We start from the raw sequence: 15302 nt of genomic DNA on the forward strand, positions 1-15302 counted from the left end.
CCCTTGCCCCCTTGGGGTTAACCATCGGGAAGAAACGCCAGAGTAATATTGTTCTCCATTGTTAAGAAAATGGTTGAATGGTGAGCCAGATCTGCACGCCCCACGCGCCTGGTAGTAGCGTTTTTTCCGTCAGTATTCACCTGGAGTCCAGTAATTCTTGCACCCTTTATCGGTAGAAAATTCACTCGTACCGTGCGCCAGGGGTAAGTTTGCGGAGCCAGGAAGAACACGCTGGGGGAGCCGTAGGCGCTTCTCCTTGGGAAGACTGCGCTTCGCCTATGCTGCTTATGAGTGACACTTCAGTCGGTGAAAGGTCGTCACTCGTCACAACGCCTACGCTCTCAGGGGTTGAGGGAGTGCGATGACAGCCATGACGACCTTCGCCTAATGTTTCTTCAGTATGTGGTGCTAGTCCGGTGATGCTTGCACCCCACATCGGTAGAAAATTCACCTTATTTGACAGTAAAAACCTGTCTCACGATCCATTTTCAAAGCGGATTGTTAAAAGTGGCGATCGCATTGATATTGGTAAAGGACACGAAATCGAATTCGTGAGTGCGCCTAACCTCCACTGGCCTGATACCATCTTCAGCTATGACCGCAAAACCGAAATCATCTACACCTGTGATGCTTTTGGGATGCACTTCTGTGACGATCGCACCTTTGACGAAGACTTAGAAGCGATCGAAGCTGACTTTAGATTTTATTACGATTGTTTGATGGGGCCGAATGCGCGTTCGTTGCTGAATGCAATGAAGCGGATGAATGAATTAGGGAAAATTAAAATTATTGCCAACGGTCACGGGCCGCTACTTTACCATAACCTAGATGTTTTAACTGAGTGTTACCAAAGTTGGAGCCAAAGACAAGCGAAAGCTGAAACCACTGTCGGCTTGTTTTATGTCTCAGAATATGGGTTTAGCGAGCGGCTGATTCAGGCTATTGGGGAAGGAATCCAGAAAACTGGAGTTGGGATCGAAATGATCGATCTCAGTACTGCGGAAGCGCAAGAAATTCAAGAACTTGCAGGTAGAGCCGCTGGTATCGTGATTGGTATGCCGCCAACTACCAACGTTGCGGCTCAAGCTGGTATCAGTTCGCTGTTAGCTGTGGCTAATACCAAGCAACTAGTAGGATTATTTGAGTGTTACGGTGGGGATGATGAACCCATTGATACACTGCGACGAAAATTTATCGACTCAGGTATCAAAGAAGCCTTCCCAGCGATTCGGATTAAAGAGACTCCTGGTGCGTCTACATACCAGCTATGTGCAGAAGCGGGTACGGACTTGGGACAAGTGCTAATGCGCGATCGCAACATCAAGCAGATCAAGTCCCTCGACGTGAATATGGAAAAAGCGTTGGGTCGGATTAGCAGCGGACTATATATTGTCACTACCAAAAAAGGTAATGTCAGCGGTGCAATGCTGGCTTCTTGGGTTAGCCAAGCCAGCTTACAACCTTTAGGTTTTACCATTGCTGTCGCTAAAGACCGCGCCATTGATTCCTTGATGCAAGTAGGCGATCGCTTTGTGCTCAATGTCCTAGAAGAAGGGAATTATCAGGAACTTAAAAAGCAGTTCCTCAAGCGCTTACCTCCTGGTGGCGACCGATTTGCAGGTGTGAAAACTCAAACCGCGAAGAACGGTTCCCCAATTCTTACAGATGCGCTGGCTTACATGGAATGTGAAGTCCAAAGCTGTATTGAATGTAGCGACCACTGGATTTTATATTGCACTGTCCAAGAAGGCCGTGTATCCAAGTCAGAAGGATTGACAGCCGTTCGCCATCGCAAGGTAGGTAACTACTACTAAAGCTGTGTAGAGATGAGGGAAGAGGACAAGGAAGACAAGGAGGACAAGGCGGAATCATGACACAAATTTCTCCCCTTCGGGTACTCTGCGAGAACCCCTACGGGGAACGCCAGTCGCCTGCGGAGGGAAACCCTCCCGCAGCGCTGGTCTCACCTTGTCTCCCCCCTCTTCCCTGTCTCCTCTATCTCTCCCTACTCCCCCATCCCCTAGTAGGATTTCATCAAGCAAATGAGATTCTCAAATAATCCCTTCACCCACATCTTTGAATTAGCTAAAAACTGGGTAAATTCTGCCCAGTTTTTCCAAGTTTTTCGTAAATCTTACCCAAAATCTATGAGCAATTCCAAACCCCGTGACGTACAAGTTTTGCCCATTGCGACAAATACTAAAGTTCTCAGAGCGCGTAGTTGGTCACGTCTGCGGTTTGAAATTGAATATGCACTTGAAAGGGGAACTACTTCCAATTGCTATTTAATTGAAAGCGATAAAACTGCAATTATTGACCCACCTGCGGAAACTTTCACCGAAATTTATCTCGAAGCATTACAGCAGACCCTCAATTTAAAACACTTGGATTATGTAATTTTGGGTCACTTCAATCCTAATCGCGTCCCTACCTACAAAGCGCTTTTAGAACTAGCACCGCAGATTACTTTTGTCTGTTCGCTTCCGGGCGCTGCAAATTTACGTAATGCTTTCCCTGATGACACGTTAAATATCTTGGTGATGCGGGGGAAAGAAACTTTAGATTTAGGTAAGGGTCATGTTTTAAAATTCTTCCCCACTCCTAGTCCACGTTGGCCGGAAGCGCTTTGTACCTACGACCAGCAAACCCAAATTCTCTACACGGATAAGCTATTTGGCTCTCATATCTGCGGCGATGAGGCGTTTGATGACAACTGGGAAAGCTTCAAAGAAGACCAGCGCTACTACTACAACTGTTTGATGGCTCCTAATGCATTGCACGTAGAAGCAGCTTTGGAGAAAATCTCTGATTTGCAGGTGCGAATGTATGGTGTTGGTCACGGGCCTTTGGTACGTACTAGCTTAATCGAACTGACCAAATCCTATGCAGAATGGAGCCACGCCCAAAGAACCAGAGAAATATCTGTGGCGCTGCTGTATGCTTCAGCTTATGGAAATACGGCAACTTTAGCACAGGCGATCGCTCTGGGATTAACTAAAGGCGGCGTCGCCGTAAAATCAATTAACTGCGAATTTGCTGACCCTGATGAAATTCGTACCACTTTGCAAGAGTGTGATGCATTTATCATTGGTTCCCCCACGATTGGCGGTCACGCACCTACCCCCATTCATACTGCTTTAGGAATTGTTCTCAGCGTTGGCGATAACAATAAACTGGCGGGAGTATTTGGTTCCTATGGCTGGAGTGGCGAAGCCTTTGATTTAATTGAAGGTAAACTCCGGGATGCTGGTTACAAATTTGGTTTTGACACTCTCAAGGTCAAGTTTAAACCGGATGATGTCACTCTCAAGTACTGTGAAGAAGTTGGCACAGACTTTGCTCAAGCGATCAAAAAAGCGAAAAAAGTGCGCGTACCACAACAAGCTGCTACTCCTTTAGAACAAGCTGTAGGTCGAATTGTTGGTTCCGTTTGCGTGATTGCGGCGAAACAAGGCGACGTTTCCACAGGAATGTTGGGTGCTTGGGTATCTCAAGCAACATTTAACCCGCCGGGAATTACTGTGGCGATCGCCAAAGAACGAGCGATTGAATCCTTGATGTATCCAGGTGGTAAATTCACCTTAAATATCTTAGAAGAAGGCAATCATGTAGAGTACACGAAGCATTTCCGCAAATCTTTTGCCCCTGGAGAAGATAGATTTGCCAGCTTTAGTACTGCTGTGGCTGATAACGGTTGCGCTGTGCTTACAGATGCGATCGCTTATTTAGAATGCTCCGTTAGCCAACGTCTAGAATGTGGCGATCATTGGGTAGTTTATGCAACTGTTGATAACGGTAAATTACTCAAACCCGATGCGGTGACAGCGATCAACCATCGCAAAACAGGTACTCATTATTAGTACCGTTACGCAGAATTTGTAATTGGTAATTCCTAATTACGAATTACCAATTACTTTTTCATAACTGTTTTTTAAAAAGACTGTAAAAATACTACCTTGTGGCTGATTATCTTCAACCGTGATGGTGCCTTGATGCGCCTCAATTGCCATTTTACAAAAAGCTAATCCTAAACCAATTTGTGAAACTTCTTGTATTAAAGCGCCAATTTCATACTTCTCAAAAATTCTTTGGCGCAGTTCTACCGGGACTCCGGGGCCAAAATCAGCGACTTGTACTTTGATATTTCCTGAATCTAAATACTCGGCTCTGAGGATAATTTGAGAATTGGATGGTGAAAATTTAATTGCATTGGAAAGCAAATTATCTAGTACGCGCCGGAAGATAGCGGCATCTACCTTAATTGTTCTGTTAGTTTGCGGTAATTCACTTACCAATGTCAGCTGTTTTTGGTTAGCGATCGCCTCAAGATTTGCTAACGCAGATAGACAAATCTCACAAATATCTACATCTGTGTAGTTGAGAATCATTTTGTCAGATTCTAACTTTGCCATTAGCAACAAGTTATCAATTAAACCCTGGAGTTGTTGGACGGCGATCGCAATTTGATCGAGCTTGCGGTGCAGTTTTTCCGTTTTGACTTCCGGAACTTGGAGAATCTCCGTTGCTAGCAAAATACTGGCTAGGGGATTTTGCAAGTCATGCACAATCATATTTACCATGTCTTCTCGCAGTTTCAGCAAGGCTTGCAGGTTGTCATACTGCTGCTTAATCCGCAACATGGAATTAACTCTGGCTCTTAACTCTACACCACTGATCGGCTTACTAATAAAGTCATCTGCACCTGTCGCCAGACATTTCGCCAAATCTTCTTTACTCGTCAAAGCTGTGACTACAATGATCGGCACCACCTGCCATTGGGGGTCAGCTTTAATCCGCCGACATACTTCCATGCCATCTAGATCGGGCATCATGATATCGAGCAAAATCACATCAGGCTGAAAGCTTTTGAGGCGATCGAGGGCTTGTTGACCGCTAGGTGCGTAGCATAAGCGATAGTTTTCCCCATCTAGCAACGTTTCCACAACATCGAAGTTATCCGGTTCATCATCAATTACCAAAATAGAAGGTGGAGTTTGCATGAAGAATTGTCACTATTTAGCTAAATGTTGCTGAATTGCGATCAGCAGCTGTTTCAGTTTTACGGGTTTGGTTAAATATTCATCGGCTCCAGCTGCCAAACAGTTTTCGCGATCGCCTGGCATGGCTAGCGCTGTCAGTGCAATAATCGGAACGCGAACTAATTGCTGCTCCTCGCGAATGCGGCGTATCGCTTCTAGTCCGTCGATAATTGGCATTTGGATGTCCATCACAATTATGTCAGGTCGTTGAGTTTTGGTAAAATCAATTGCTTGCTGCCCATTTTTTGCCAACACCAAGCGGTAGCCTCGACTTTCAAGGTAGCCAGACATAGTATCAATATTGGCTTGATTGTCTTCTGCCAACAAAATTAAAGGAGCTTTTACCTTTGGTTTCGGGACTGCGATCGCCGCAGACAAGCTGGAATGGGCAGGATATTGTAATTTTGCTAGAGTCGCCTGAAACTGCGCGCGAGTAATTGGTTTTACTAAATATGCTGAAGCACCATGAACTTTTGCTGTGGTGTGTTCGTCCACCACGGAAATAATGATGACCGGAATTTCTTTGGTTTTTGGGTGGGCTTTGAGTTGAGTGAGTACGTCCCAACCCGATATATTCGGCAGTTGGATATCCAATAAAATTATAGCAGGCTGCACTCGTAACACTTCATCAACCGCACCTTCGCCTTGAGGATAGACGATGGCTGTTATTTGCATTTCCCGGAGGTAGCGAGTAATTTGTTCTGCCGCTGGCACCGAATCTTCAATAATCAAAACTGGAGAATTAAAAGCAGGTAAGCGACAGCTAGGCCAGGGATCTGTTACCTGGCTAGGAAGAAAACTATTGCCGACTTTGTAGGGAATGCGGACAGTAAAGCAGCTGCCTTGTCCCACTTCAGTGCTAATTGATACTGTTCCTTGATGCAAGGTGACAATTCGCTGTACTAGTGCCAATCCTAAACCCGTGCCGTTATACGAACGATTAAAACTGCTATCGAGCTGGATGAAAGGCTGAAATAACTTGCTCACATCTTCAGGACTAATGCCAATGCCAGTATCAATCACACCAAAGCAGAGGTGAGTGGCTGAGGATGTTTCAGCAGTATAGTTAGGCTGTGATAAGCAAGAGGTATCTGGACTGTTATTTACCTCACCATCTTCCAACCAAACTTTTAGCGTCACAAATCCTCCTTCGGGCGTGAACTTAACTGCATTGCTCAGGAGGTTGATTAGTACTTGACGAATGCGACGTTCGTCTACCTGGATGTCACCGATATTGTCGGCGATCTGAGTGCTGAGGCGAATATTTTTCTTCAACGCTATGTGTCTGATAAATGGAAGACTGGAATCACAGAGGTGCTTAACGGAAATATCACTCAGATGCAACTCAAATTTACCAGATTCGATTTTCGATAAATCCAAGATGTCATCGATCAGTTCTAGTAGATGTTTACCACTGCGCTCGATGGTGGCGATCGCTTTTGCTTGACGTTCGTTGAGTGCACCAAACACGCCTTCTTGAAAGCCTTCCGACATACCGAGAATAGCATTCAAGGGCGTTCGCAGTTCGTGGCTCATGTTGGCGAGGAATTCATCTTTGAGACGAGTCGCACGGGCCAGTTGCTCGTTTGTCTGCCGCAATTGTTCTTCAGCGCGTTTGCGTTCGGTGATGTCTTCATACGAACCCAAAATACCAATTACCTCACCTGCACTGTTAGTTAGAGGAACTTTGCTTGTTCGTAACCAGATTTGCGAACCATCGGAGCCTATTTTTGGTTCTTCGTAGCCTAGTTTGGCAGTTTTAGTTGCCATCACTAAAGCATCATCTATTCGATAATGATGTGTGTTCTGGTGGGCACAGGGTAATTCAAAGTCGCTCTTGCCAATAACTGCATCCGGGTGAGAAAGTCCAGTATCGCGGGCAAATGCTGGGTTGCAACCCAAATAACGCAATTGGCGATCCTTCCAAAAAACACGTTGGGGAATTGTATCAAGTACCAATTGCAGCATGGTGCGCGATTCTTGCAGTTGCTTTTGGGCTTGTTTGCGATCGCTGATATCAAATAAGGTGGCTCGGTTGTATAAATAGTTGCCATCTGCATCTTTAACCGCAGTAGCACTGATCAGCACCGGTAAAATCTTGCCATTTTTACAAACCATGTCATACTCTAAGTCTTTTACCCAGCCTCTGGCTTTGAAGACAGGATAGTTTTGTATAAAGGCTAAACGACTGGCTTCAGTAAAAAAACTCAACAAAGGTTGGCCAATCATTTCCTCACGGGTATAGCCCAACCATTGCAGTTCAGTCTCGTTGACCTTGATAAATCGGCCTTCGCTATCAAGAGAATGGTAGCCGCAAGGAGCGTTGTTGTATAAATCTTCGACCTCACGGGCATATTTCACGATCGCTTCTTCAGCCTGTTTGCGGTCGCTGATATCTGTCACCCGCACTAAGTTAAGGCTACGTTCGCCTACAGTAATGGGTTTGGCGGCAATGTTGCCCCAGAAAGGCTTACCTTGTCGAGTCACATATTCAATTTCTCGGCTCCAAAAACCTTTTGACTGCATTTCTGCCAAAATAGCAGCCATCTCCTCAGCAGAAAATTGATGGCGCTGGAGTGTGTGTCCTTCAATACCAATCAGTTCAGCTTTTTCAGCCACCTCAAACAGTTCTACCGCCCGGCGATTACAATCTAAAGTCAGCAGCATTTGGGGATCGACTAGAAATAAGGCATCGGTAGATTCATTAAAAATTACCTCCCGCAATTCTTTGTTGCGGACAAGTTCCTCTTCGGCAAGTTTGCGAGCTGTAATATCTGTGAGTGTACCGATGTAACCAATAGTGCTATTGTTGGCGTCGGTTTCGGGTAGCGACTGGACGTAGAACCAGATAATGCTGCCATCTGGACGCTGACATCTGCCTTCGTTACAGTACAATCCTTGTTGCTCAAGCGCTTGAGACCATTCTTTGACGAGGCGATCGCGGTCTTTTGGGTGTAAGGTTTCTACCCAACCTATACCCATTGCAGCCTGTGTTGGTCTACCTGTCATTTCACTCCAGCGATCGTTGGCATAGACACAATTACCATCAGTGTCTATGCGAAAAATGGCAACTGGTGAGGCTTCTGCTAAGGTTGCATAGCGGCGTTCGCTCTCCCGTAGCGCTGCTTCTATATTTTTACGCTCGGTAATGTCTAAGATCGTGCCGATTAACAGTAGTGGTTTGCTATCAGCATCTAAGATGACTTCGCCCCGCGAAAGTATATGGCGTAAACTACCATCCTGGCGATAACAACGGCACTCAATTTCATAGGATTGCCCCAGAGCGATCGCTTGTTGCATGACAAAATTGCGATGTTCGCGATCGTCTGGATGAATGTACTGGAGCATTTCGTCGTAGGTAGGTATACCAGACTCAGGATCGCGGCCAAAAATCCGAAATACTTCTTCTGACCACACGATTGCTTGGGTTTTTAAGTCAAATTCCCAACTACCTAAGCGAGCAATTCGCTGGGCGGTAGCTAAGTGAGCTGCGCTTTTACGAAGTTGCGCTTCCATCTGTTTTTGCTGGGTAATATCTTTAGCAATACCCAAAAACCCGGTAGTTTCTCCTCGCTCGTTGTGCAAGGCTGTCACGGTCAAAACTACAGGAAACCGAGAGCCATCTTTGCGGATATAAGTCCATTCCTCCTCATAAGTTTTTTCTTGTTGGGTAATGGCAGTAAAAAATTCTAATCCTGGTGCAATTTCTCTGCCCAGTTTGAGCGAGAGTGCTGTGGCTTTTTGTTCGATTTCTGCTGCATCGTGCAGTATATTGCTGGGAGTCACCAGACCGACAACTTCATCTGCTGTATAGCCAAACATATTTTCGGCACCAGCATTGAAGGTTTGAATAATGCCCTGGGAATTAGTAGAAATAATTGAATAATCAGTAGCATTTAAAATGGCTTGTTGCATTTTGCTTAGGGCTAACAATTGGGCTTCTGCTTGTTTTCGCTGGCTGATGTCTTTGTGGGTTCCTACCATCCGCAAGGGAGCGCCATCTCGATCGCGAGCCACAACTTTGCCGTAATTACCAATCCATTTCCATTCACCGGATTTTGCCAGAACTCGATAGTCAAAGGCATAAGGTACATTACTATCTTGAAGATGAGCGTTGAGTATGTCCATTACCCAAGGTTTGTCTTCGGGATGAATGAGCGACTCCCAAGTACTGACGCGATTGGGCAGATCGTTTTCTGCATAACCCAACATTTCCAACCAACGGGGGTTTAAATACACCTCTCCCGTGGCAATATTCCAATCCCACAACCCGTCACCAGATCCTTCTAAGGCTAGTTGTAACCTTTGCTGGTTAATTCGCAGTGCGATTTCGGCTTGTTTGCGTTCGGTAATATCAGTTTCCGCACCAATCATCCGAATCGCGTTTCCTGCTTCATCCCACATTGCCTGACCCCGATCTAGCACCCACATATAAGATCCGTCTTTACACTTGACGCGGTATTCTTCTTGAAATAAGGGTGACTTGTGAGCAAGGTGATTGGACAAGGCTGTTAAGACACGATCGCGATCGTCAGGATGAATTTGCGCTGCCCATTCTTCTAGGTTGTAGTTAATCTCATGTTTTGCAAAACCACGCATTTCTTTCCAACGAGTCGAAAGAAAGACTTTATTGGTTCTGAGATTCCAGTCCCAGATCCCGTCATTAGTAGCCCGCAGTGCCAACTGCCAACGTTCTTCACTATCTTTTAAAGCGGCCGTGCGTTGTTCTACTCTGTCTTGTAGCTCTTGATTGAGCTGTTGTAATCTATCTTGGTTGAAACCGCAGCAACACGCCATCCGATCTAAAGTGCAATTAGCAATCAAGAGGATGGTAAGGCAGGGGCAATGACTCATAAATCAGAAATACAAACGCGATCGCGTGTTACAAAAAAATTGTAACCTGATACACATCCAGTTGTTAACATCACAGCAATTAAGATTTTGTGTAATATATAATACTAGTATATTTCCTCTTCCTCACATATAAGGTTAATTACTGAAAAATAAAAAGTATTTATTTATACTTAATTTTTTAGCTAAAAAATTTCTACGCAGTTTTATGAAAACAGTGCTGAGGAAACACAAAAATGACGACTGTGTTCAAACCTATTGGCAAACACCGCCGTCTATTTGGTTGAGAAGTACTATAAATTCTATTTGTTAAGGAAATTATTTTGATAATTATTGATTTTGATCGATTGTCAATAAAGTATCGATCGAATATTGGAAATCTCTTGGCTATTGCCTGCTTTCCTAATTAAGTTCATAAATCGAATAGTATGACATAAATCACACTATTTTTTAAAGTCAACCTCTGTCAAAAGAGATAGAAAATTATTGCATTACTCTTTTGAATAACTGCTAAAAGAATCCCATAAAATTTGCTTTTAATCTTAAAAAGAATCTTAAAAATTAACTATTCTAATATTGCATCTGCTAGCCTTTCAGAGGAGTCATCATCTGTATTTCTTTAAATTTACTATAGATTTGAGTAAATAACCAACGATGAATTGAATGGCTAAGACTGTAAAAATTTCCAGTATTCACCTGGAAATTTTTGTCGTGGGTAAGATGACGCTCATGCCATAGACAACTAAACTTGCATACTGATGAATTCATTAAATCATTCTTGTAATGGAGTTTTGATATGACTTTAGCAACTCCGACTCAAGCAAAGCCTTTATCAGATGAAGAATTGCAAAAAATAAACGCCTACTGGCGTGCAGCTAACTATCTTTCTGTAGGGCAAATATATCTCCTCGACAATCCACTGCTCAGAGAACCGCTGAAGATAGAACACGTTAAACCCCGGCTTTTGGGACACTGGGGAACGACACCGGGATTGAACTTGATCTACGTTCATCTCAATCGCGCGATCGCTAAGTACGACCTCAACACCATCTACATTGCAGGCCCCGGTCATGGCGGCCCCGGACTAGTTGCCAATACATATTTAGAAGGAACTTATAGCCAATACTACCCCAACATCTCTCAGGATGCTGAGGGGATGAAGCGACTCTTCAAACAATTTTCCTTCCCTGGTGGAATTCCTAGCCACGTTGCCCCAGAAACCCCCGGTTCGATTCACGAAGGAGGGGAACTTGGCTATGCTTTATCTCATGCCTACGGTGCGGCTTTCGATAATCCTGACTTGTTGGTTGCTTGTGTGATTGGCGACGGCGAAGCCGAAACGGGGCCGCTAGCTGGGAGTTGGCATTCTAATAAGTTTCTCAACCCCGTAAATGATGGCGCAGTCCTGCCGATTTTGCACCTTAATGGGTATAAAATTGCTAATCCCACAGTATTATCGCGGTTAAGCCACGAAGAACTAGAGAGCCTATTTGTGGGCTATGGTTACAAGCCTTACTTTATAGAAGGCTCCGACCCAGCAACAGTGCATCAGTTATTTGCGGCAACACTAGATACGATCGTTCCAGAGATTCAAAGCATTCAAAGAGAAGCCCGCGTGCATGGTTTTACTAGCCGTCCGCAGTGGCCGATGATTATTTTAAGAACACCCAAAGGATGGACTGGCCCCAAAGAGGTAGATGGGAAAAAAACTGAGGGCTTTTGGCGATCGCACCAAGTTCCTTTTGGAGAAATAGCCAAAAATCCCGATCACTTACATTTACTAGAAGAATGGTTAAAAAGTTACAAACCAGAAGAACTCTTCGACGCCAACGGTAAGTTAATTCCCGAATTAGCAGAACTAGCGCCTAAGGGACATCGGCGGATGGGTGACAATCCCCACGCTAACGGCGGAGTATTATTGCGCGACCTGAAATTACCTCAATTCGAGGACTACGCTGTTGATGTTCCTCAACCTGGAAGGGTAATTGCTGAAGCTACCAAAGTTACCGCAAAATACCTGCGAGATGTTCTCAAACTAAACCAGGAAAGCCGCAACTTCCGTATCGTCGGCCCGGATGAAACCCAATCAAATCGCTTGGATGCTGTATTTGAAGTTACAGAACGCACTTGGGTTTCCCAAATTCTGCCAGAAGACGAAAAGCTGTCACCCAATGGTCGGGTAATGGAAATTCTCAGCGAACATACTTGCCAAGGTTGGTTAGAAGGATACCTACTTACAGGACGTCATGGATTTTTCTCCTGCTATGAAGCATTTATCCACATAGTAGACTCCATGTTCAACCAGCACGCCAAATGGCTCAAAACTACCCGTCATATCCCTTGGCGCAGACCCATTGCTTCCCTCAACTACCTGCTAACATCTCATGTTTGGCGACAAGACCATAACGGTTTCTCCCACCAAGACCCTGGTTTTATCGACCATGTGATGAACAAGAAAGCAGAGATAATTCGCGTTTATCTTCCCCCAGATGCCAATACACTGTTATCGGTGACAGACCATTGTCTAAAAAGTCGCAACTATGTCAACGTCATCGTTGCTGGTAAACAACCAGCCCTGCAATACTTAAATATGGATGCGGCTATCAAACACTGCACTAAAGGCATTGGCATTTGGGAATGGGCTAGCAGCGATCGCGATAGCGAACCAGATGTAGTCATGGCTTGTGCTGGGGATATTCCTACCTTAGAAACCTTGGCAGCTGTGGATATTTTGCGCCAGCACTTCCCAGAGTTAAAAGTGCGGGTAGTCAACGTAGTGGATTTGATGACGCTACAGCCAAAAAGCGAGCATCCCCACGGTTTAAGCAGTAAAGACTTTGACACGATTTTCACCACCGACAAACCGATAATCTTTGCGTTTCATGGCTATCCTTGGCTGATTCATCGCCTGACCTATCGCCATACAAATCATCACAACCTCCATGTACGCGGTTACAAAGAGGAAGGTACTACCACTACTCCCTTTGATATGGTTGTCCTCAACGATCTCGATCGCTTCCACCTTGTGATGGACGTCATCGATCGCGTACCCAAACTAGGAGCTAAAGCAGCTTATGTCAAGCAAATGTTGCAAGATAAGCTGATTGAGCATAGACACTACATTCGGAAATACGGCGAAGATAGGCCAGAAATTCGCGACTGGGAGTGGCCTTACTAAATAAGATAAGCTAGGGGATGCAGTGAGGTGTGGAAAAACATTTTCGCTGCATCTCTTTAATTTTGGCGATAACTCCTATTTCTTCCATACAAAAACCTGAACGCGCATCGCCAAAGCTCAGGCGGCGATTTTCACCTGGGTAGAGTCTACTCCCTTGGTGCCATCCACTTTGGCGGCTACATCTTCAAGAGAATTTAGGATGTGCTGGCTTGGCACAGAACCCTTGAAGACAATAGTGCTACCATCTTGACAGATTTGTAGAGTTTCAATTTCATCGATATGTGGTGCTTGCTCGAAAGCCTCAGCCACACGTTTAGCCAAGCCGAGTTGATCGTATTCACCCTCAACTCCCATATATTCAGGAGGTGGAGGAGGTTGATGCTCTCCAGCCTTCTCGCGTCGAGCCTGATCGTACTCACCAGTCAGCCCTGGACTCATGCGCGTCTCCGATTGCCCAGGGTCCTTTGTCTTTAGTAGGCTGCTAGTTTCTTCTTCACAAACTCTTTTTAGCCAACTCATGAGTCTTACCTATTTACCGTAGTTTGTATTCTTCTACTCGCTGTGCTTTTGATTTTTTATTTTCCAAACCGCAAATTCTTACAGGGATAGGGCAATGACTTGGGCATGGTTGCAATACCTAAAGCTTTATCTCTTATAAGCGAGTATTTCCTTATACGATAACTGTCACTACTATTGATAACTTCTACTAAAAGAAAGGGTTTTATATTAAATCTGTCCTTTCTCAGGGATATCTTAAGGAATGACAAAATAAGTATTGAGTTAGGTCAAGGGGGATGATGGGCGATGTCTATCGACAAGCTGCTAGCCTACCCTGCGGGAACATCTACGACGAACGGCAACGCTCCGCGAACGCATCTACGCTTCTTTTGCCAACAATAAATCATCCCCATTTGAATTTTTGAATAAAAAACACTCTGCTGAATGTAACCAAATGTAACAAAAATTGTAGCGTTGGTTATGACCCATACCCTATGTCCAATGCCCCATTTCCAAAACCTTAAAATATGCCAAGAAAATAGGCTCTAAGCGTCTGTTGACTGTAACGATCAGCTAAGTCAGACCAAAACTATCCAAGCTGAATGCAGCGTTGAAGATAGGGGAATAGCCCTGAGTTCGGGTTATAACAACAGGAGGTTCATTTTGACGAAATTGAAAGTTGGCATTAATGGATTTGGTCGTATCGGGCGGCTTGTGCTTCGCGCTGGCATTAATAATCCTAACGTCGAGTTTGTAGGGATTAACGACCTAGTACCACCAGATAACCTCGCTTATCTGTTCAAATACGACTCCACCCACGGTAAGTTTAAAGGTAAAGTGGAAGCAAGAGAAGATGGCATCGTCATTGATGGGCATTTTATCCCTTGCGTGTCGATTCGCAATCCGGCAGAGTTGCCTTGGGGACAATTGGGTGTAGATTATGTCGTCGAATCTACAGGACTGTTTACGGGTCAAGAGGGAGCGACAAATCACTTGAAAGCGGGTGCAAAACGTGTAGTAATTTCTGCTCCTACTAAAGACCCAGACTTAGTTCCTACCTTACTGATGGGTGTTAATCATCACCTATTCGATCCCAGCAAGCATACTATTGTTTCCAATGCTAGTTGTACCACCAACTGTCTGGCTCCTGTAGCTAAGGTGATCGATGACAATTTTGGCTTGACTGAAGGATTGATGACTACAGTTCACGCCATGACTGCTACTCAACCAACTGTAGATGGCCCTAGCAAGAAGGATTGGCGAGGTGGTCGGGGTGCAGCCCAAAACATCATTCCTTCTTCCACAGGCGCAGCAAAAGCTGTAGCGCTGGTTTTGCCACAATTGAAGGGTAAGTTGACGGGTATGGCGTTTAGAGTTCCCACTCCTGACGTTTCTGTGGTTGATTTAACCTTTAAGACAGCCAAAGCCACTAGTTACAAAGAAATTTGTGCTGCGATGAAAGCAGCCGCAGAAGGTGAGCTAAAAGGAATACTTGGCTACACTGACGAAGAAGTAGTTTCTACAGATTTTCAGGGCGATACACACTCCAGTATCTTCGATGCAGGTGCGGGAATTGAACTAAACTCAAACTTCTTCAAAGTAGTGGCTTGGTACGACAACGAGTGGGGCTACTCAAACCGTGTAGTTGACCTGATGTTGTCAATGGCACAAAAAGAACAACTTGCCCCAGCAGTTGCTTTGGCTTAATTAGTCAAGGGTCAAGGGGAGCCAGCGCG

The 15302-nt window shown here is 44.9% G+C and carries 7 protein-coding genes and 1 pseudogene; 4 read left to right on the forward strand and 4 right to left on the reverse strand.

From position 1 onward, the window contains the following. Window positions 1-181: 181 nt before the first annotated feature. Window positions 182-436 carry a hypothetical protein gene (locus AACU33_RS06640; RefSeq protein WP_339375803.1) on the reverse strand — a complete coding sequence of 85 codons (255 nt, stop codon included), beginning with the start codon at window positions 434-436 and terminating at the stop codon, window positions 182-184. A gap of 34 nt (window positions 437-470) precedes the next feature. Here AACU33_RS06640 and AACU33_RS06645 point away from each other — a divergent pair. Together AACU33_RS06645 and AACU33_RS06650 are read left to right on the forward strand one after the other, a co-directional pair. Next, window positions 471-1814 (forward strand): annotated as a pseudogene (locus AACU33_RS06645) (flavin reductase); the annotation flags it as partial. Between the two features lie 333 nt (window positions 1815-2147). Continuing rightward, window positions 2148-3860 (forward strand): flavin reductase, encoded by a 1713-nt coding sequence (locus AACU33_RS06650; protein ID WP_096595162.1) that lies wholly within the window; start codon window positions 2148-2150, stop codon window positions 3858-3860. 36 nt (window positions 3861-3896) lie between these two features. Here the strand turns inward: AACU33_RS06650 and AACU33_RS06655 are convergent, their stop codons facing one another. Both AACU33_RS06655 and AACU33_RS06660 read right to left on the reverse strand, forming a co-directional pair. Then, window positions 3897-5000, reverse strand: a complete 1104-nt coding sequence (locus tag AACU33_RS06655) for a hybrid sensor histidine kinase/response regulator (protein WP_096587684.1) — start codon at window positions 4998-5000, stop codon at window positions 3897-3899. A gap of 12 nt (window positions 5001-5012) precedes the next feature. After that, window positions 5013-9893, reverse strand: coding sequence for a PAS domain S-box protein (locus AACU33_RS06660; RefSeq protein ID WP_096587685.1), 4881 nt, complete (start codon window positions 9891-9893; stop codon window positions 5013-5015). 793 nt (window positions 9894-10686) lie between these two features. Between AACU33_RS06660 and AACU33_RS06665 the strand changes: the two genes are divergently transcribed. Further along, a complete protein-coding gene (locus tag AACU33_RS06665; protein ID WP_096587686.1) occupies window positions 10687-13068 on the forward strand; it encodes a phosphoketolase family protein in 2382 nt (793 codons plus the stop codon). A gap of 117 nt (window positions 13069-13185) precedes the next feature. On the opposite strand, the gene AACU33_RS06670 is transcribed toward AACU33_RS06665, so the two are convergent. Then, entirely contained in the window at window positions 13186-13587 is a 402-nt protein-coding gene (locus AACU33_RS06670) for a hypothetical protein (protein ID WP_096587688.1), read from the reverse strand. A gap of 642 nt (window positions 13588-14229) precedes the next feature. On the opposite strand from AACU33_RS06670, the gene gap reads away from it, so the two are divergent. Then, the gene (gene gap / locus AACU33_RS06675) at window positions 14230-15273 is read left to right on the forward strand and encodes a type I glyceraldehyde-3-phosphate dehydrogenase (RefSeq protein WP_096587689.1); all 1044 of its coding nucleotides are present in this window, start codon (window positions 14230-14232) and stop codon (window positions 15271-15273) included. The last annotated feature ends 29 nt before the right edge of the window (window positions 15274-15302 follow it).

It is taken from the genome of Calothrix sp. NIES-2098 (genome assembly GCF_963875125.1).
Lineage (GTDB): Bacteria > Cyanobacteriota > Cyanobacteriia > Cyanobacteriales > Nostocaceae > Aulosira.